Genomic DNA, 18,944 nt, shown 5'->3' on the forward strand with positions numbered 1-18,944 from the left:
AACTATAGTAAAACGAACTAATTTGTTCCCTTTTTAAATTTTACAACTAAAAACCTGACAGCTAATATAATAAAACACGGTAAAAATATGTATTTAAATTCGCTTAAAATCACCTGAATTCCACGTTGAGAAATAAAATTTCCAATACCAATAGGTGAAACGCGTATATCTTGAAAAGGAAAGAAATATCGATCGTTATTGAAAGGAATAAAAAAGCCCACACCTTTTCCTCTGGAAGTCATAGCATCTAAAATACCATGAGACATTGTTGAAATAAAAATGACTAAAAACCAAATTACTTTATTATTCCGACCTAAAGTAAACATTAAAATCAGTGCCCAAATTAAAGCAAACACTATAGAATGCGTAATGCCTCTATGCCCTAACGGGTCGCCATAAGCAATACCTAAATTGAAACCAAGAACATCAAAATCGGGCAAAATTGTAGAAAACACCGCAGCCCATAGCAACCACTTTAAATTTTGCTTATTGGCTACTTTCACTAAAGTGTACCCAACCATGCCATGCCCAAAAATGGATGCCATTACTCTTTATTTTTTGTATCTATAATTATGGTAACTGGGCCATCGTTTAGTAACTCTACCTTCATATCGGCTCCAAATTGTCCGGTTTGCACGGTTTTCCCTAAATCTTGTTCAATTTGTTTTACAAACGCTTCATACAATGGTATAGCAACATCAGGCCTCGCTGCTTTTATATAGCTTGGGCGATTGCCTTTTTTAGTAGAAGCTTGAAGTGTAAATTGACTTACCACAATAACATCACCACAAGTATCTTTTAAGGAATGATTCATCACATCATTATCATCAGAAAAAATTCGAAGATTCACAATTTTATTCGAAAGCCAAACAATATCACCATGCTCATCCTCATTTACAATTCCTAAAAGAATTAAAAGTCCACTTTCTATATTGGCTACTTTTTCACCTTCAATAGTTACGCTAGCTTTTGTAACGCGCTGTATAACTGCTTTCATCTATTTAACTGCATTTTATAAAACCTAACAAATGTATTTTTAATGTTTAAGTAAATTACCCTTACGGGGAAATGCCTCATTGATTAAAATTAGTACTATTCCCAAATATCTGTTCTGTAATGCTCATCTTCCCCCTCTACAAGTTGAATATAACTTCGGTAACGAGAATACTCAATATCACCTTCATCTAAAGCATCTTTAACAGCACACTTTGGTTCTTTGATATGCAAGCAATTATTGAATTTACAATCTTGTTTTAAAGCGAAAAACTCAGGAAAATAATCCCCAATTTCTTCCTTTTCCATATCAACAACACCAAAACCTTTAATTCCTGGTGTGTCTATAATTTGAGCACCAAAACTTAAATCGAACATCTCGGCAAAAGTTGTAGTATGTTGCCCTTGCATATGTTGCGTAGAAATTGCCTTGGTTTTTATATTTAAATCTGGTTCAATAGCATTTACAAGTGTAGATTTCCCAACTCCAGAATGCCCAGAAAACAAACTAACCTTACCATGCATTAAAGCCTTTACTTTGTCTACATTTTTACATGTAACGGCAGATACACCAATACACTCGTAACCTATTTTTCTATAAATATGCGCCAAATATTTTACTTCGTCTAGTGTTTCTTGATTGTAAGTATCAATTTTATTGAACAATAAAATCGTTTTAATTGAATAAGCATTTGCCGTTACCAAAAACCTGTCGATAAAACTGGTTAATGTTGGCGGATTATTAATAGTTATCATTAAAAAAACCTGATCTATATTGGCCGAAATGATGTGTGTTTGCTTTGATAGATTTACAGATTTACGTACAATGTAATTAAACCTATCGTGTATGTTATGTATAATCCCGGATTCTTGATTATTATCGGTTTCTATTTCGAAATCTACAATGTCGCCCACAGCAATTGGGTTGGTACTTTTAATGCCTTTAATTCTAAATTTCCCCTTTATCCGGCATTCGTAAGTATCACCCAATTCGGTTTTTACGGTATACCAACTTCCTGTAGATTTATAAACGCGTCCTGTCATAGTTTTCAAAAATAATCTAAATTAATTATTTATTGATTAAGAGTTTATATTTATATTAGCTTCTTAACACAAAAACCCCAAAAACACATGAAAAAAATTTTATTTGTATTGAGTATTTCTTTATTCTCTTTAATTGAAGTAAATGCTCAAGTTGAGTACAAGGTTGTAACAAGTATAGAATCTATTGTACCTAATGGTTTAGGTCGCTCTAGAATGATTAGTGCGAACGAGAAAAAAGATTACAAAGAGTTTACTACAACACAAACCGAAGACGATAATTCTAGAAACAAATCTAAACGTGATGAAATACGCGTCAAAGGTTATGACGAAACCAAATTATTAAACTTCTACAACGTTGGAGGTATTCGTTTTCAAAACATAGCTGCTAATGATGCTATTATTACATCTAAAATCAATACAATGATTGAAGAAGGATGGGAATTAGCATTTGTAAATAGCGCTGTTGAAAGCGAAGGAGGTAAAGGTGATGGAAAAGGCATCTTTATTACTCGTTATCTTTTTAAAAGAAATATATAAATTCTTTTTATTCTAAAAATAAAAAGCCTCGTTTCTAAAATTAAAGAAACGAGGCTTTTTTTATTCATCAAGAAATAACAGTTACTATCCGTTAATCACTTTTTCTTGGTGATTGATAGATTCTTGGTGTACTGCTTTAAACATTTTTAAGATAAATTCTTCACTTAAACCATGTTGCTCACCTTCTAATACCATTTTACCTAAAATTTCGTTCCAACGTTTAGATTGTAAAACGGCAACGTTCTTTTGTTTTTTAAGCGCTCCGATACTATCAGAAGTTTTCATTCTCTTTCCTAATAAATCAAGAATTTGATTATCAACAACGTCAATTTGTGCTCTTAAATTATCTAAAGAACTATTGTATTCTTCTTCTGTATTAGATTCTTTTCTAATTTTTAAATCTCTCATTATTTGCACTAAAGTAGATGGTGTTACTTGTTGTGCAGCATCACTCCATGCATTTTCTGGATCGTAATGAGTTTCAATCATTAATCCATCAAAGTTTAAATCTAAAGCTGTTTGAGATACATCAAAAATCATATCTCTTTTTCCTGTAATATGCGATGGATCGTTTATTAATGGAATATCTGGATATTTGTTTTGAAATTCAATAGCTAATTGCCATTCTGGAGTATTTCTGTATTTTGATTTTTCATAAGTAGAAAAACCTCTATGGATTGCTCCAATATTTTTAACACCCGCTTTGTAAATTCTTTCGATACCACCTAACCATAAAGCTAAATCTGGATTTACTGGGTTTTTAATTAACACAGGCTTATCTGTACCTTGTAAAGCATCTGCAATTTCTTGCATAATAAAAGGAGATACTGTAGAACGTGCACCAATCCATAATAAATCGATATCATGCTCTAAAGCTAATTTTACGTGAGCAGCATTTGCTACTTCCGTACAAACTTTCATACCTGTTTCAGCTTTTACTTTTTGTAACCATTTTAAACCTAAAGCACCAACACCTTCAAACATTCCCGGGCGTGTTCTTGGTTTCCAAATACCAGCTCTAAAATAGCTTACATCGGTATCTTTTAGCTCATGAGCTATTTTTAATACTTGTTCTTCTGTTTCAGCACTGCAAGGTCCAGCAATTACTAATGGATGATCTAAGTTTAAATCATCTAACCAGGTTCTCATTTCTTTTGTGTTTTCCATAATCTTAATCAAATTTCAAAATGAAATTCCAATTTCCGTGCTTTTTATTGTTTAGTGTAGTGTCGAAATTGGATATTCAATTTTTTTTTCAGGTTTAATGTATTCCGTTTAATATATCTTTTATATAATTTGTGCTTTCCATCTCTTTATAAATAGCTTCGAAATCATCTTGTTTCATAAGCTCTTTAAAGTGAGACAGGTTGTTAATATACTCTTCTAATGTTTCAATAACATTGGTTTTGTTCTGTTTAAAAATAGGTGTCCACATAGCTGGTGAACTTTTTGCTAAACGCACTGTTGAAGCAAATCCACTGCCTGCCATATCAAAAATATCGCGTTCGTTTCTTTCTTTATCAATAACCGTTTTTCCTAACATAAAAGAACTAATATGCGACAGATGCGATACATAAGCAATATGCTTATCATGAGCTTCCGGATTCATATATCGAATTCTCATGCCAATATCACTAAACAATTTTAAAGCCTTTTCTTGTAGCTTAAACGTTGTTTTTTCAACCTCACAAACAATATTTGTTTTCCCTTGAAACAAACCGCTAATAGCAGCTGCCGGTCCAGAATGCTCTGTTCCTGCAATAGGATGCATTGCTAAAAAATTACGGCGTTTAGGGTGGTTTTCTACCACTTTACAAATATCAACTTTTGTTGATCCCGCATCGACTACTAAGCCTGTTTCTGGAATTAAATCTAAAATAGTTGGCAACAATTTTACAGTTGCATCTACGGGTATAGAAATAATAACTAAATCGGCATTTTTTAAATCGTCTAGCGTTGCTTTTTTATCAATTAAATTTAAAGCCAAAGCCTCTTCAAGCGTACTGTCTTTACGGCTAATACCATGGATAATAACATCTGGTCTAAGGGCTTTTATATCCTTAGCTAAACTACCACCTATTAACCCTATGCCTATTGAATATATATTTTTCATTTTGCTCCCTAACCTTCTCCTCTTGGAGAACGAACTGTTACGGGTTTTACTTTATTACTATTTACTTTTTTATAATGTCCTAAATTCTAAATGGCAACTAACTATTAACTTACTCGAGCTATGGCTTCTTGTAAATCTTCGGTTTGTGCACATAAAGAAAACCTAATATAACCTTCACCTTGAGAACCAAAAATAGTTCCCGGAGTTAAGAATATACTTTTCTCTTTCAATATTAAATCGATATACGCCTCTGCTTTTACATCTGCAGGCAGTTTTGCCCAAACAAAAAGTCCTGTTGCATTTTCATCGTACGTGCAATTTAATGCTTCGGCTAATTTCCAAACTAAATCACGACGTTCTTTATAAACGCTATTTAAGGTCGAAAACCATTCGCTAGAACATTTTAAAGCTTCAATCGCACCTTTTTGAATACCGTAAAACATTCCGGAATCCATGTTACTTTTTACTTTTAAAATATCGTTTATATACTTATTATCACCAACAACCATCCCAACGCGCCATCCGGCCATATTGAAGGTTTTACTTAATGAGTTAAGTTCTAAACATACATCTTTAGCACCTTCTACATTTAAAATACTCGTAGGATTTTCATTTAAAATGAAACTATACGGATTATCATTTACTATTAAAATATCATGCTTTTTAGCAAAAGCCACTAAATCTTCAAACAACGTTTCAGATGGTTGAGTTCCTGTTGGCATATGCGGATAATTTACCCACATTAGTTTTACTTTACTTAAATCTTGTTGCTCTAAAGCTTCTAAATCTGGTTGCCAGTTATTAGCAGCGTCTAACTCATAAAAAATTGGTTCTGCCTCTAACAATTTAGTTACCGATTGATAGGTTGGATAACCTGGATTTGGTATTAAAACAGCATCACCTTTATTTAAATATGCCATTGAAATATGCATAATACCTTCTTTACTTCCCATTAATGGAAGCACTTCGGCATTCGGGTTTAAATCAACATTGTAATGCGTTTTATAAAATCCTGAAATAGCTTGGCGCAACTCTGGCAAGCCCTGATAACTTTGATATTTATGTGCATTCGGACTCAACAACCCTTCGGTTAAAGCATCTACTACTTTTTGCGATGGTTGCAAATCTGGACTACCAATACCTAAATTTATTACAGGTTTCCCACTTGCTATTAGTGCGTTTACTTCTTTCAATTTTCTTGAGAAGTAGTATTCTTCAACACTATGCAATCTATCGGCTACTTCAATCATAATTTTGCATTTTTATATTCACCTAAAACTTTAAAATCATCTCCCATTATTTCAATTAATGATTTTGCTTTCTGAAAATTAGCATAATCATCAAAGGTAACATCAACAAAAAAGGCGTACTTCCATGGTGTTTCTATAATTGGAAGACTCTGTATTTTTGTTAAATTCAACTTGCAATCGCTCATTACATTTAAAATAGTCGCTAAACTGCCTCGTTTGTGGTTCGCTTCAAACTTTATAGAGGCCTTACTAATATCGGACTCTAAAAGATCTGTTTTTGTACGTTGTACAATAGCAAAACGAGTTTCGTTGTTTTTAATGGTTTGTATACTTTTTGCTAAAACATTGAGCTCGAAAATTTCGGCTGCAAATTCACTAGCAATGGCTGCAACACCTTTTAATTTTTTATTCTGAATACGCTCTGCCACTTCGGCCGTATCTTTATCTTCAATTAATTTAATATGTGGATAATCTCTAAAAAACTCTTTACATTGTAATAGCGCCATAGGATGTGAATACACCTCTTCAATATCTAAAATACTTTGGTTTGGTAACGCCATTAAACTATGCTGAATATCTAAATAATGCTCTCCAACGACATGAAGATTATACTTATCGATTAATGCATAATTAGGAATAATAGACCCCGCAATCGAATTTTCGAGTGCCATAATTCCTGCATCACATTCTTCTGTAATTAACGAATCTACTACCCTATCGAATGATAAACAATCGATAGTAGCCACAGGAGTTTCAAAAAATTGTTTTGACACAATATGATGATATGATCCTTTTATACCTTGTATAGCTACTGTTTTTATCAATTTTATTGTTTTTTATTAATGTTCAATAGATTGTTAAACAAAAAAAAGTCTCGATTTTCATCGAGACTCATATTAAATTTATAGTTTTAAATTATACATACAACGCCTCGTTCTTTTCGCTAAAAAAGAAATAAAACCAGTTGTTAAAATATGTAAAATATACTGTCATAGTGATAATTGAGTGGCTAAAGTAATTATTTTATTAAGAAATCAAAATACAATAAAACTTTTTTTTACATTTTATTCAAAAAAATAAAGATTCCACATAAAACCTACCATTATTATGCACAATTTTAAATTATATATGGAATACACTAAAACATCTTAAAAAAGGGAATCGGCAAGATTTTTACATTCATATTCATTATTTTTGAACAAACAATTAATTTATGTCGATAGAAGTTACAGGAATATCAAAGCTTTACGGAAATCAGAAAGCTTTAAACAATATTTCGTTTACCGTAAAAAAACCTGAAATTGTTGGATTTCTTGGTCCGAATGGTGCAGGAAAATCGACCATGATGAAAATTTTAACCACATTTATTCAACCTTCTGAAGGTACAGCCAAAGTAAATGGGCATGATATAGATGAAGAAAAGCAACAGGTACAAAAAAGCGTAGGGTATTTACCAGAGCACAACCCGCTTTATTTAGATATGTTTGTAAAAGAGTATTTAAAATTTAATGCCGATATATATAAGGTTGATAAAAACCGTATTAGCGAAGTTATAGAACTTACGGGCTTAACTCCAGAAATGCATAAAAAAATAGGACAACTATCTAAAGGGTATCGCCAACGTGTTGGGTTAGCCAATGCCCTACTCCATGATCCTGAAGTTTTAATTTTAGATGAACCTACTACTGGATTAGACCCTAACCAATTAGTAGAAATTAGAAATTTAATTAAACATATAGGCGAAACAAAAACCGTTTTTCTTTCTACACACATTATGCAAGAGGTGGAAGCCATGTGCGAACGCGTGATTATAATTAACAAAGGAGAGATTGTAGCCGACAAAAAACTTAACGAACTACGAGACGAAAAAGAACAAACAGTAATTGTAGAATTCGATTTTAGGGTTGAAGATGCTTTTCTAATTAGGTTGCCAAAAGTGAAAAGTGTAAAAAACACCTATGGCTTTGTTTACGAAATTACATTTAAAACTTCCGAAGATATGCGATCTCATGTTTTTGATTTTGCACACGATAATCAATTAAAAATTCTTCAACTTAATCAGAAAAATGCAAGTTTAGAATCTCTTTTTAGAGAATTAACCGCTTAAGCCCGTTTTTAAAATAGAAAAGCATGATATAAATCATCTTTACCCACACTCAAACCTAATAAATTTGCAATATTACTTAGCTAAAAATAAGTAATATCTCTATATTTATAACGTAACAAATATATTACGATGAGCAAAGGAATTTATGTGGCTACTATAGAGCCCAACAGCGGAAAATCGGTTATTGTGTTAGGCCTAATGCGTATGCTTTTAGGAAAAACAGCAAAGGTTGGTTATTTTAGACCTATTATTGAAGACCTCGAAGTAGGTGAAATGGACAACCATATTAACACCGTAGTTTCTCATTTTGAAATAGACATTAATTATAAAAACACTTTCGCTTTTACCCGAAACGAAGTCTTAGATTTATACAACCAAGGCAAATCTGGGAAGGTTATTGACGAAATTATAAAGAAATACAAATACTTAGAATCCAGGTTCGATTTTGTTTTAGTTGAAGGCACCGATTTTTCACATGAAAACTCTAGCCTAGAATTAGACATTAATATCTTAATTTCTAAAAACCTAAGTCTTCCCGTTATTATAGTTTCTCAAGGAGATAAAAAAGATTTAAAATCTATTGTAGATAGCGTACAATTAGCTCACGACACTTTTAAAGGTGAAGTAGATGTGCTTTCTCTAGTAACCAATAAAGTAGATGTAGACCAAATTTCTATCTTAAAAGAAAAACTACAAAAACGTATCAATACAGATACAGACACCAATATTACAGTAATTCCGAAAATAAAAAGCTTAGCTAGTCCAACCATTAAAGAAATTGTAAAAAACCTAAATGGTAATGTACTTTTCGGTAAGGATATGGTTAATAACCAAGCCGAGAACTTTAGTGTTGGTGCCATGCAGTTAAGAAATTACTTAACACACCTAAAAGAAAACGCATTAGTTATTACTCCTGGAGATCGTGCCGACATAATTCTTGGTGCTTTACAAGCTCACATCTCTAAAAACTACCCTAAAATATCAGGAATTGTTTTAACAGGAGGCTTAATCCCTGAGGAATCGATTTTAAAATTAATTGAAGGTCTTTCTAGCGTAGTACCTATTATTAGCGTTAAATCTGGCACTTTTTCTGTTACAAATACTATCGGAAAAATAAAATCTAAAATTTATGCCGATAATATTGAAAAGATTGAAATGTCTATCGCAACATTCGAAAAACATGTAGATACCGATAAATTATCTAATGATTTAATCACTTTTCAATCGGATATATTCACGCCTCGCATGTTTCAGTATAACTTATTGCAACGCGCACTAAACAATAAAAAACATATTGTTTTACCTGAAGGTGATGATGAGCGTGTATTAAGAGCTGCAGCCAGACTAATAGATGCTCAGGTTGTAGAACTAACCTTAATTGGCGATGAAGATTTAATAAAAGAGCGCCTTATCACTTTAGATATTGCCCTAGATACAAACAAAATAAATATTGTTTCTCCAACAAAATCGCCTTATTTTGATGATTATGTAAACACATTGTACGAACTAAGAAAACATAAAAATGTAAACTTAGAAATGGCTCGAGATATGATTTCTGATGTATCATATTTTGGAACCATGATGATTTACAAGGGCCATGCAGATGGTATGGTTTCTGGAGCTGTACACACCACGCAACATACCCTTAGACCAGCGCTTCAGTTTATAAAAACGAAACCAGATGTTAATATTGTGTCTTCTGTTTTCTTTATGTGTTTAGAAGATCGCATTTCTGTTTTTGGAGATTGCGCCATCAACCCGAACCCAAATGCAGAACAGTTAGCCGAAATCGCTATATCATCTGCTGAAACTGCTAAAAACTTTGGAATTGAACCAAAAGTAGCCATGTTATCTTATTCTTCTGGAGCCTCTGGAAAAGGAGCTGATGTAGAAAAAGTGCGTGAAGCTACCGAAATAGTTAAAAAATTATCCCCAAGTTTAAAAATTGAAGGTCCAATTCAATATGATGCCGCTGTAGACATGCGTATTGGTAAAAGCAAATTACCAGACTCAGAAGTTGCAGGTAGCGCTAGTGTTTTAATCTTCCCCGATTTAAACACAGGTAACAACACTTACAAAGCCGTTCAAAGAGAAACCGGAGCATTAGCCATTGGTCCTGTTCTACAAGGATTAAACAAACCTGTAAACGATTTAAGCCGTGGCTGTACTGCCGACGATATTTACAGTACAGTAATAATTACAGCCATTCAAGCACAAGATTTATAAAATATGCAAGTACTCGTTTTAAACTCAGGAAGTTCATCTCTAAAATTTCAATTATTTTCAATGCCAGCAGAAACTATTTTATGTTCAGGTTTAATTGAACGTATTGGAATGGACGATGCGAAATTTATTTACAAAACTGAAAAAGATACCATAGAGCACGTCACTGCTATTTACAACCATAAACAAGGGTTAGAGCTACTATCTCATCAACTTTTAGATAGTGAAACCGGCATCATTAAATCGGCTTCAGATATTGATATTGTTGGGCACCGTGTAGTACAAGGTGGTGCTAGATTTAAAGAAACCACCGAAATTAACCAATGGGCAAAAGACAACATAAAAGATCTTTTTAGCTTAGCACCTTTACACAATCCTGCAAATTTTGAAGGTATTGAAGTGGCCGAAGCTATTTTCCCTTCAGCTAAGCAAGTCGCGGTTTTCGATACGGCATTCCACCAATCTATCCCCGAGCATGCTTACAGATATGCCATACCGAATAATCTTTTAACCGAACATAAAATTAGAATGTATGGATTTCATGGTACCAGTCATAAATACGTATCAGAACAAGCTATTCATTATTTAGGTAAGAAAGAATCTAAAATAATTTCAATCCATTTAGGTAATGGTTGCAGTATAACAGCTATTAAAAACGGGAAAGCTGTAGACCACTCTATGGGCTTGACACCTTTAGACGGCTTAATTATGGGTACGCGAAGTGGTGATATCGATCCTTCTGTAATTTTTCATTTGGCAAGTAAATTAAATTACTCTTTAGATGAAATTAATACTCTATTACAAAAGAAAAGTGGTATGCTTGGCTTAACCGGTTTTAGCGACCTAAGAGAAATAGAAACAGAAGCTACCAAAGGCAATAGAGATTGCTTGCTTGCTCTACAAATGAACACCTACCGCATTAAAAAATACATTGGTAGTTACGCAGCAGTTTTAAACGGATTGGATGCTATTGTGTTTACCGCAGGAATAGGAGAAAACTCAGAATTAATGCGTAAAATGGTTTGTGAAGATTTAGATTTTCTAGGCATTAATATAGATGCAGAGAAAAACAAAGAAAAATCGAAGCTCTTAAGAGCCATAAACACTATTGAATCTAAGGTGAAAATATTAGTTATTCCAACCAATGAAGAGTTGGAAATAGCGAAACAATCGGTTCAATTATTCGAAAATTAATCGACCTGTATAAAGTTCTTCCACAGTAATAATATCTGGAGTATTAACCGAAATAACATCTCCGGGCCCAGAAATTTTCCCCGTAAGGGATTGCTGTGGATTTACAACCATATCGTTAGAACTTCTATTTGATACAGTAACGAATTGTGCTATTAAATCTCTACCTTCAAAACGAGACGTTCCTGCAGCAAAAATAATGCGTAAATTTTCGGTTTTACCAGAAACAAAGCAATTGGAGAGATTATTAAAAACAAGAGAAAAACTGGTGTTATCAATTTCTAAATCAAAGTTACCACTAGTAAACGAATCTTCTGCTCCAAAATCCTCAGATAAAATTGATAAACTTGGATAGCTTAAAACACCATTAGAGCTAACGGTGTATTGCGTAGAACTTCTAATTTCGGTAATATTAGGCGCTGTTACATAAACTTTAGTAATACCATAATCACGCACATAATTACAAGTATTATTATCGGTTAATGTTAATTTACCATCGACTACAATAGCTTCAACATCATTCATTAAATTCTCACCCGTTTCAATAGTCACCTTTTGAGTTTCACCATCGGTGATTATTAATTCAATATCCCGATTTACTAATATTTTAGTAAAAACATCAACACTAAATTCTTGCTGTATTATAGCACCTGTTTTCTGAAAACAATCGCCTGCATTTTCACTATCACAACCAAAAATAAGGCTAAAAACGAATATATATATTAACTTTTTCATAATCGAACACCAATTCCAAATTCAACAGCTTCCGCTTTAGCTCCGTGAGACTTCAAAGTCATGGCTCCAAACCATTTTCGCTGTTTACCAACGTAACGTTTTAAACCAATTCTTAAATACGTTTGGCCTTCAAAATCGTATGGATAATACACATAATAACCAAACTGCGTAAGTAGCGATGTTCTATTAATAAACAACTCGTGCCCTACAAAAACACCAACACGTTTATAATCCTCATCACCAGATACATCTAGCTCAGGGAAAGCAACACTTCGGTAATAAATAAGTTCCTTTAAAAAATTAGAAAAGAAAACATCGGCACCAAATTGCAACGCACTTTTACGGTTAATACGCTTATCTGCATAAGCAGAAAGTACATAAAACGCATACTGACCACTATCTACAATATCACTTTCGTTTATACCCGATCTAAAAACAAAATTATACTTTATAGGCTGTGTAAATTGTCTGTCATTATCTGCTAAAGTATGCTGATATTCTAACTCTTTTTTATCTAAATTATAGGTTAACCCAACATTAAGGGCTAAAGTATTTGTACTCGCATTAGGTGCTTTAACATTGGCATTAGAATAATGTATTAAAGAAAAACCAGCTGTTAAACCAAAGCGATCAAAAATGCGTTCTTTTTTATAATTAAGCATCACCATGGTGCTACTCATTAATTTAGAACCGTAGGCAATATTTCTATAATTATCAACCTTATCATAAGGCGTTTCGGTATACCCCAAACCTTGCCCAATTCTAAATTGCAGATTTCTATTAAAAAAGTAAAAATTAAAATGCGCATAAAGGGATGTTACATTACCTAAAACATCATTTTTCATGTTTTGATAAGCATAAGTAACACCATAATCTGGATAATTAAAACGTTGTTCCCAATCGTTAAAACCGTATGTTTTTTTGTTCCAACTTAAAAGATAACCTTCCGGATGCCCTTTAATTAAATGAAGTATATCGTTATTATGAAGCGCAATATTCCCCTTAAAATAACTTAAATCGAGGTAAGATGTATGTGTTTTATCTTGTGAAAAGCTACTAAAAAATAGGACACAAAATATGCAGGTATAAAGTAATTTCATTATCGGGTTTCTGTGCAGCAAATGTACTTAAATTTCAACGTAAACCTTAAAACTTAAGTACAAACCACACGATTTACTAAAACAAGGCTTCGGCAATAGCCTTAACATTATCACTTTTTCCCATAGAGTAATAATGCAATACAGGTACACCTGCCGCCTTCAACTCTTTAGATTGCTGTATAGCAAATTCAATACCTACTTGTCTAACGGCTTTATTATCCTTACAACCTTCAACAGCATCGATTAAATTTTGAGGTAAATCAATTTTAAAAACCTGAGGTAAAATTTGTAAATGCCTTTTAACAGCTATAGGTTTAATTCCCGGAATAATAGGCACATTAATTCCTGCTTCTCGAGCCTTATCTACAAACTCAAAATATTTATTATTATCAAAAAACATCTGGGTAACTACATAATCGGCACCTGCATCTACCTTCTCTTTTAAACGACGTAAATCGTTAACCAGCGATGGCGCTTCCATGTGTTTCTCTGGGTAACCAGCCACACCTATGCAAAAGTCCGAATTATGCTCAACCTTAAAATCATCGTGTAAATACTTCCCTTTATTAAGGTTTGTAATTTGTTGCACTAAGTCGCTTGCAAATGCATTTCCTCCTGCTACAGGTTTAAAATATGGCTCATCTTTCATCGAATCACCACGCAAAGCCATTACGTTATCCAGACCTAAATAGTGGCAGTCTACCAAAACATATTCAGTTTCTTCTTTTGTAAAGCCACCACACAACAAGTGCGGAATAGCATCTACCTGATATTTATGCATAATAGATGCACAAATACCCACCGTACCAGGGCGCATACGCGTAATACGCTTATCCAACAAACCATTGCCTTTATCAATATATACATACTCCTCACGAGATGTGGTTACATCAATAAATGGTGGATTAAACTCCATTAAAGGATCGATATTATTATATAAATCCTGAATATTTGTACCTTTCTTTGGCGGAATTACCTCAAAAGAAAACAACGTTTTTCCGTTGGCTTGTTTAATATGGTCTGTTACTTTCATTACTTATTTTTTGTCATCCTCACAAAACGAGAATTTTATCTATATTTTAGTTTAATTTTGGCGTTACCACAAGGGTCGCGCTTTACACTATATCTTTTTTTGCCTTTGGCGGAAACAAAAAAAGGATGCCGTTGCAATCGCTAACGCGGGTTCACCAGCTTATTTTTTACCTCATCAAAAGTTTCTGCGTACTCCCAATAAATCCATCTTCCATCCAAATAATCTGTAAGAATATATTTTTCACTCAACGATTTTATTCGAGATACGGCAACCACTTTGTTATCTGTATCGTAACCATGAGAAATCATGTGGCTTCCTAAAGTCACCTCTATAAATGCCATGCTATTCTTCTGCTAAATTAGGATGCAACCATTTTCTAGCTGTTTTCTTATCGATGCCTTTACGCTCAGAATAATCAGTTAACTGATCGTCAGTTATTTTACCTAAACCAAAATACTTCGCTTCTGGATTACCGAAGTAATACCCCGAAACTGCAGCAGCTGGCCACATCGCTAAACTTTCCGTTAAGGTTACACCAATTAGTTTTTCAACCTCTAGCAATTCCCAAATTGTTTCCTTTTCTAAATGATCAGGACATGCAGGATATCCTGGTGCCGGACGAATACCTTTATAACTTTCCTTAATTAAATCGGTATTACTCAAATCTTCATCGGCAGCATAACCCCAATGTGTTAATCTTATTTTTTTATGTAAATATTCAGCGAAAGCTTCAGCAAATCTATCAGCAATAGCTTGTGCCATAATACCATTATAATCGTCGTCCTTGGCTCTATAACTATCGGCTAATTCTTGAGCGCCAAAAATAGCAACACAAAATGCCCCCATATAATCTGTTCTACCAGAATCTTTTGGAGCTATAAAATCAGACAAAGCATGATTTGGAATCCCTTCACGTTTTTTTAATTGTTGACGCAAGGTTCTAAAAATCGCGATTTCCTTACCGTTTTTTTGAACCGAAATATCATCATCGTTAATAGTATTAGCTTCAAACAAACCAAAAACAGCTTTTGGCTTTAAAAGTTGCTTGGCAATAATTTCTTTAATCATCTCCTGAGCTTCAGCATACATAATAGTAGCCTGTTCTCCCACAACCTCATCGGTTAAAATATCAGGGAATTTCCCGTGTAAATCCCAACTTCTAAAAAACGGACTCCAATCTATAAACGGTTCTAGTTCTTTTAAACTTAACTGTTTTAAAATTTGAACACCTAGTTCTCTTGGTTTAGAAATATTAGACGTTTCCCAGTCTATTTTATATTTTCTCTTACGTGCTTCTTCAATAGAAATATAAGATTTCTCTTTACCACGCTTTAAAAATTTGTTTCTAAAATCGTCGTAATCGGCTTTTAACTTCGCTACGTAAGCATTGTTGGTTTTCTTGTTTAATAAATCTCCAACCACGGTAACCGCACGAGATGCATCATTAACATGCACCACTGCGTTTTTATACTGTGTATCGATTTTTACAGCTGTATGTGCTTTAGATGTTGTTGCACCACCAATAAGTAAAGGCACTTCAAAGTTTTGAAGTTGCATTTCTTTAGCTAAATACACCATTTCATCTAATGATGGCGTAATTAACCCTGATAAACCAATAGCATCAACACGTTCGCTGATGGCCATTTCTATAATTTTTTCAGGCGGTACCATAACCCCTAAATCTACAATTTCGTAGTTATTACAAGCCAAAACAACACTTACAATATTTTTACCAATATCGTGCACATCACCTTTTACGGTAGCCATTAATATTTTCCCAACAGGTTCTTGCTTGTCCCCTTTTTCTGCTTCAATAAACGGGTTTAAATAACCAACGGCTTTTTTCATTACACGCGCCGATTTTACCACCTGAGGTAAAAACATTTTACCTGCTCCGAATAAATCTCCAACCACATTCATCCCAATCATTAAATGACCTTCGATGACTTCAATAGGCTTAGCTGCTTCTTGTCTAGCTATCTCAACATCCTCAATAATAAAAGCATCAATACCTTTTACTAAAGCATGTGTAATACGCTCTTGTACTGGGTTTTCTCGCCAAGATAAATCGACACCTTTTTCAACTTTAGAACCTTTTACCGTTTCTGCAAAGTCTAATAAACGTTCGGTAGCATCGTCTCTTCTATCTAAAATTACATCTTCAACGTGTTCTAATAAATCCTTTGGAATATCATCATAAACCTCCAAAAGAGAAGGGTTTACAATCCCCATGTTCATACCCGCCTGGATGGCATAATATAAAAACACCGAATGCATAGCTTCGCGAACACCGTTGTTTCCTCTAAAAGAAAACGATACGTTACTCACACCTCCACTTACACTTACATTTTCTAAATTCTCACGAACCCAACGCGTTGCTTCAATAAAATCGATAGCATTTCTTCGGTGTTCGTCCATTCCAGTTGCTACCGGAAATATATTTAAATCGAAAATAATATCTTCTGAAGGAAACCCCACTTTATCAACTAAAACACGATACGAGCGTTCGGCAATTTCTATTCTTCGTTGGTAGGTATCTGCCTGTCCAACTTCATCAAAAGCCATAACAATAACTGCAGCACCGTAGCGTTTAATTTGCTTGGCTTGCCAAATAAAGTTTTCTTCACCTTCCTTTAAGGAAATAGAATTCACCACACACTTTCCTTGCACAACTTGCAAACCAGCATTGATAATTTCCCACTTAGAACTATCGATCATGATAGGCACACGGCAAATATCTGGTTCGGCAGCAATAAGGTTTAAAAAGCGTACCATCGATGCTTTACCATCAATAAGTCCGTCGTCCATATTAATGTCGATAATTTGCGCTCCACCATCTACTTGGTGACGTGCAATATCCAAAGCTTCATCGAACTTCTCTTCATTAATTAATCGTAAAAACTTACGAGACCCCGCTACATTAGTACGTTCTCCTACATTTATAAAATTGGTGTTTTCGCTTAGAACTAAAGGTTCTAAACCAGACAATTTCATGTATTTAGTTTGCTTTATTTTCATTATCTATAATGTTCTACTGTTGGAAAAGGTTCGTAAAATGAATGTAACAACGTTTTCCATTCTTGATATTCTTGTGATTTACGGAAACCAATTTCATGATCTTCAATGGTTTCCCAATGCACTAATAATATATATTTATCATCTTGTTCAACACACTTTTTTAAATCGTGTGAGATATAGCCTTTCATTGAAGAAATAATTTTCTGAGCGATTTTAAATGTATTTTCAAAATCACTTGATAATCCTTTCTTAATATTCAATATGGCTACTTCAAGAATCATAATTTATAATTTTAAAAATTATACCAATTCACCATGGGTTCTAGGCTTATACTTGGCTGCAAGATCTGCTATAACACGAATATGCTCCGGACTAGTACCACAACAACCACCTATAATATTTATTAAATTACGCTTTAAATATTCTTCTATTTGTTCTCCCATTTCTTCAGGACTTTCGTCGTACTCACCAAAAGCATTTGGTAATCCTGCATTTGGGTGTGCTGATATAGCAAAATCTGTTTTAGATGCAATAGCTTCTAGGTGAGGTTGCAATAAATTGGCTCCTAAAGCACAGTTAAACCCTACTGAAAGTAATGGAATATGAGATACTGAAATTAAGAAAGCTTCAGCTGTTTGGCCTGATAATGTTCGTCCTGAAGCATCGGTAATAGTACCACTTAACATAATTGGCATATCGATACCACGCTCGTCTTTTACTTCTTCTATCGCAAATAAAGCAGCTTTGGCGTTTAAGGTATCAAATACAGTTTCAACTAGAAGTAAATCTACACCACCATCAATAAGCGCTTCTACTTGTTGTTTGTATGCAATACGTAACTCATCGAAAGTAACAGCTCTGTATCCTGGGTCGTTAACATCGGGAGACATACTTGCTGTACGGTTTGTTGGCCCTATTGAACCCGCTACAAAACGAGGTTTGTTTGGCTCTTTTGCAGTAAACTCATCAGCGACTTCTTTTGCTATTCTTGCAGACTCGTAATTTAGTTCGTAAACCAAATCTTCCATTTGGTAATCTGCCATAGCAATTGTAGTTCCAGAAAAAGTATTGGTTTCTACAATATCAGCACCTACTGCAAAGTACTTACCGTGTATCGTTTTTATAGCTTCTGGTTGGGTAAGCGATAGTAAATCGTTATTTCCCTGTAAAGGTGTTGGATAATCTTTAAAGCGTTCGCCTCTAAAATCTTCTTCTTGAAATTTGTAAGCTTGTAGCATCGTACCCATGGCACCATCTAAAACCAAAATTCGCTCTTTTAATGCTTCTCTGATATTCGACATGTTTTCTTTTCTTTTTACGTTTTAAATTATTTTCGTTTACAGTAATTAAAGATACTGATGAACGAGAAACTTAGCTAAAACGCTGTATTCTATTATAAATTTTATCAAGAAAAGTTAAAGAAACACTTTTCGTTATCTGTCTAATAATTTTAAAAATTACTAAGTAGAATGTAGCACCTTCTTTAATTCCTTGATAGTTATCTCGGTTCTTAAAGGGTTGCCAAGGTTTCAACGGGTCTATTCCCTCTGCCTTTCTTGATAACACAATTACATTTATGAACTGTTACCACCATTGTGGA

The 18,944-nt window shown here is 33.8% G+C and carries 18 protein-coding genes and 1 riboswitch; of the genes, 4 read left to right on the forward strand and 14 right to left on the reverse strand.

What is annotated here, in order from left to right:
• Window positions 1-17: 17 nt before the first annotated feature.
• The 3 genes from BM246_RS12075 to rsgA form a co-directional block, all read right to left on the reverse strand.
• On the reverse strand, window positions 18-545 hold the full coding sequence (locus BM246_RS12075; protein ID WP_074938183.1) for a metal-dependent hydrolase: 528 nt from the start codon (window positions 543-545) through the stop codon (window positions 18-20).
• A complete protein-coding gene (gene dtd / locus BM246_RS12080; protein WP_042497242.1) occupies window positions 545-997 on the reverse strand; it encodes a D-aminoacyl-tRNA deacylase in 453 nt (150 codons plus the stop codon). Before dtd ends, BM246_RS12075 begins: the two co-directional genes overlap by 1 nt.
• Window positions 998-1,092: 95 nt before the next feature.
• Window positions 1,093-2,037 carry a ribosome small subunit-dependent GTPase A gene (gene rsgA, locus BM246_RS12085; RefSeq protein WP_074938185.1) on the reverse strand — a complete coding sequence of 315 codons (945 nt, stop codon included), beginning with the start codon at window positions 2,035-2,037 and terminating at the stop codon, window positions 1,093-1,095.
• An 87-nt stretch (window positions 2,038-2,124) separates the two neighbouring features.
• Between rsgA and BM246_RS12090 the strand changes: the two genes are divergently transcribed.
• Window positions 2,125-2,574, forward strand: coding sequence for a hypothetical protein (locus BM246_RS12090; protein ID WP_042497241.1), 450 nt, complete (start codon window positions 2,125-2,127; stop codon window positions 2,572-2,574).
• An 84-nt stretch (window positions 2,575-2,658) separates the two neighbouring features.
• Here BM246_RS12090 and BM246_RS12095 read toward each other — a convergent pair whose 3' ends face one another.
• From BM246_RS12095 to BM246_RS12110, 4 genes are all read right to left on the reverse strand, one after another.
• Entirely contained in the window at window positions 2,659-3,741 is a 1,083-nt protein-coding gene (locus tag BM246_RS12095) for a bifunctional 3-deoxy-7-phosphoheptulonate synthase/chorismate mutase type II (RefSeq protein WP_042497238.1), read from the reverse strand.
• 94 nt (window positions 3,742-3,835) lie between these two features.
• Window positions 3,836-4,687: a prephenate dehydrogenase gene (locus BM246_RS12100; RefSeq protein WP_074938187.1), complete on the reverse strand. Its 852-nt coding sequence runs from the start codon at window positions 4,685-4,687 to the stop codon at window positions 3,836-3,838.
• A 104-nt stretch (window positions 4,688-4,791) separates the two neighbouring features.
• A complete protein-coding gene (locus BM246_RS12105) occupies window positions 4,792-5,937 on the reverse strand; it encodes a pyridoxal phosphate-dependent aminotransferase (RefSeq protein WP_074938189.1) in 1,146 nt (381 codons plus the stop codon).
• Window positions 5,934-6,761, reverse strand: coding sequence for a prephenate dehydratase (locus BM246_RS12110; protein WP_074938192.1), 828 nt, complete (start codon window positions 6,759-6,761; stop codon window positions 5,934-5,936). Before BM246_RS12110 ends, BM246_RS12105 begins: the two co-directional genes overlap by 4 nt.
• Before the next feature lie 389 nt (window positions 6,762-7,150).
• On the opposite strand from BM246_RS12110, the gene gldA reads away from it, so the two are divergent.
• The 3 genes from gldA (at window position 7,151) to BM246_RS12125 (ending at window position 11,461) form a co-directional block, all read left to right on the forward strand.
• Window positions 7,151-8,044, forward strand: a complete 894-nt coding sequence (gene gldA / locus BM246_RS12115; RefSeq protein WP_074938194.1) for a gliding motility-associated ABC transporter ATP-binding subunit GldA — start codon at window positions 7,151-7,153, stop codon at window positions 8,042-8,044.
• 129 nt (window positions 8,045-8,173) lie between these two features.
• Window positions 8,174-10,270, forward strand: a complete 2,097-nt coding sequence (gene pta / locus BM246_RS12120; protein WP_074938196.1) for a phosphate acetyltransferase — start codon at window positions 8,174-8,176, stop codon at window positions 10,268-10,270.
• Between the two features lie 3 nt (window positions 10,271-10,273).
• Window positions 10,274-11,461, forward strand: a complete 1,188-nt coding sequence (locus BM246_RS12125) for an acetate/propionate family kinase (RefSeq protein ID WP_074938198.1) — start codon at window positions 10,274-10,276, stop codon at window positions 11,459-11,461.
• On the opposite strand, the gene BM246_RS12130 is transcribed toward BM246_RS12125, so the two are convergent.
• The 7 genes from BM246_RS12130 to BM246_RS12160 all read right to left on the reverse strand — a co-directional run bounded on the left by BM246_RS12130 (window position 11,447) and on the right by BM246_RS12160 (window position 18,645).
• Window positions 11,447-12,193: a head GIN domain-containing protein gene (locus BM246_RS12130; RefSeq protein WP_042497226.1), complete on the reverse strand. Its 747-nt coding sequence runs from the start codon at window positions 12,191-12,193 to the stop codon at window positions 11,447-11,449. The two genes, BM246_RS12125 and BM246_RS12130, sit on opposite strands and share 15 nt — an antisense overlap.
• Window positions 12,190-13,293 (reverse strand): acyloxyacyl hydrolase, encoded by a 1,104-nt coding sequence (locus BM246_RS12135; RefSeq protein ID WP_074938200.1) that lies wholly within the window; start codon window positions 13,291-13,293, stop codon window positions 12,190-12,192. Before BM246_RS12135 ends, BM246_RS12130 begins: the two co-directional genes overlap by 4 nt.
• 76 nt (window positions 13,294-13,369) lie before the next feature.
• Window positions 13,370-14,326 carry a methylenetetrahydrofolate reductase [NAD(P)H] gene (metF, locus tag BM246_RS12140; RefSeq protein ID WP_042497224.1) on the reverse strand — a complete coding sequence of 319 codons (957 nt, stop codon included), beginning with the start codon at window positions 14,324-14,326 and terminating at the stop codon, window positions 13,370-13,372.
• A 140-nt stretch (window positions 14,327-14,466) separates the two neighbouring features.
• Window positions 14,467-14,667: a hypothetical protein gene (locus BM246_RS12145; RefSeq protein WP_042497221.1), complete on the reverse strand. Its 201-nt coding sequence runs from the start codon at window positions 14,665-14,667 to the stop codon at window positions 14,467-14,469.
• 1 nt (window position 14,668) lies between these two features.
• Entirely contained in the window at window positions 14,669-17,344 is a 2,676-nt protein-coding gene (gene metH / locus BM246_RS12150; RefSeq protein ID WP_074938203.1) for a methionine synthase, read from the reverse strand.
• Complete coding sequence (locus BM246_RS12155; protein WP_042497219.1) at window positions 17,344-17,625, reverse strand: antibiotic biosynthesis monooxygenase family protein; 282 nt, start codon at window positions 17,623-17,625, stop codon at window positions 17,344-17,346. Before BM246_RS12155 ends, metH begins: the two co-directional genes overlap by 1 nt.
• A gap of 18 nt (window positions 17,626-17,643) precedes the next feature.
• On the reverse strand, window positions 17,644-18,645 hold the full coding sequence (locus tag BM246_RS12160; RefSeq protein ID WP_074938205.1) for a homocysteine S-methyltransferase family protein: 1,002 nt from the start codon (window positions 18,643-18,645) through the stop codon (window positions 17,644-17,646).
• A 129-nt stretch (window positions 18,646-18,774) separates the two neighbouring features.
• Window positions 18,775-18,910, reverse strand: a riboswitch (SAM riboswitch).
• Window positions 18,911-18,944: the final 34 nt, after the last annotated feature.

This window comes from Algibacter lectus (assembly GCF_900112395.1).
In the GTDB taxonomy this organism is placed as follows: Bacteria; Bacteroidota; Bacteroidia; order Flavobacteriales; family Flavobacteriaceae; genus Algibacter; species Algibacter lectus.

What these genes read in the sequence shown, in the direction of transcription:
- metH (WP_074938203.1), bottom strand. Translation starts at nt 17,344, where the DNA reads ATGAAAATAAAGCAAACTAAATACATGAAATTGTCTGGTTTAGAACCT.
- BM246_RS12160 (WP_074938205.1), bottom strand. Translation starts at nt 18,645, where the DNA reads ATGTCGAATATCAGAGAAGCATTAAAAGAGCGAATTTTGGTTTTAGAT.
- rsgA (WP_074938185.1), bottom strand. Translation starts at nt 2,037, where the DNA reads ATGACAGGACGCGTTTATAAATCTACAGGAAGTTGGTATACCGTAAAA.
- BM246_RS12105 (WP_074938189.1), bottom strand. Translation starts at nt 5,937, where the DNA reads ATGATTGAAGTAGCCGATAGATTGCATAGTGTTGAAGAATACTACTTC.
- BM246_RS12145 (WP_042497221.1), bottom strand. Translation starts at nt 14,667, where the DNA reads ATGGCATTTATAGAGGTGACTTTAGGAAGCCACATGATTTCTCATGGT.
- BM246_RS12155 (WP_042497219.1), bottom strand. Translation starts at nt 17,625, where the DNA reads ATGATTCTTGAAGTAGCCATATTGAATATTAAGAAAGGATTATCAAGT.
- BM246_RS12075 (WP_074938183.1), bottom strand. Translation starts at nt 545, where the DNA reads ATGGCATCCATTTTTGGGCATGGCATGGTTGGGTACACTTTAGTGAAA.
- BM246_RS12095 (WP_042497238.1), bottom strand. Translation starts at nt 3,741, where the DNA reads ATGGAAAACACAAAAGAAATGAGAACCTGGTTAGATGATTTAAACTTA.
- gldA (WP_074938194.1), top strand. Translation starts at nt 7,151, where the DNA reads ATGTCGATAGAAGTTACAGGAATATCAAAGCTTTACGGAAATCAGAAA.
- BM246_RS12130 (WP_042497226.1), bottom strand. Translation starts at nt 12,193, where the DNA reads ATGAAAAAGTTAATATATATATTCGTTTTTAGCCTTATTTTTGGTTGT.
- BM246_RS12100 (WP_074938187.1), bottom strand. Translation starts at nt 4,687, where the DNA reads ATGAAAAATATATATTCAATAGGCATAGGGTTAATAGGTGGTAGTTTA.
- BM246_RS12125 (WP_074938198.1), top strand. Translation starts at nt 10,274, where the DNA reads ATGCAAGTACTCGTTTTAAACTCAGGAAGTTCATCTCTAAAATTTCAA.
- BM246_RS12090 (WP_042497241.1), top strand. Translation starts at nt 2,125, where the DNA reads ATGAAAAAAATTTTATTTGTATTGAGTATTTCTTTATTCTCTTTAATT.
- dtd (WP_042497242.1), bottom strand. Translation starts at nt 997, where the DNA reads ATGAAAGCAGTTATACAGCGCGTTACAAAAGCTAGCGTAACTATTGAA.
- BM246_RS12135 (WP_074938200.1), bottom strand. Translation starts at nt 13,293, where the DNA reads ATGAAATTACTTTATACCTGCATATTTTGTGTCCTATTTTTTAGTAGC.
- pta (WP_074938196.1), top strand. Translation starts at nt 8,174, where the DNA reads ATGAGCAAAGGAATTTATGTGGCTACTATAGAGCCCAACAGCGGAAAA.
- metF (WP_042497224.1), bottom strand. Translation starts at nt 14,326, where the DNA reads ATGAAAGTAACAGACCATATTAAACAAGCCAACGGAAAAACGTTGTTT.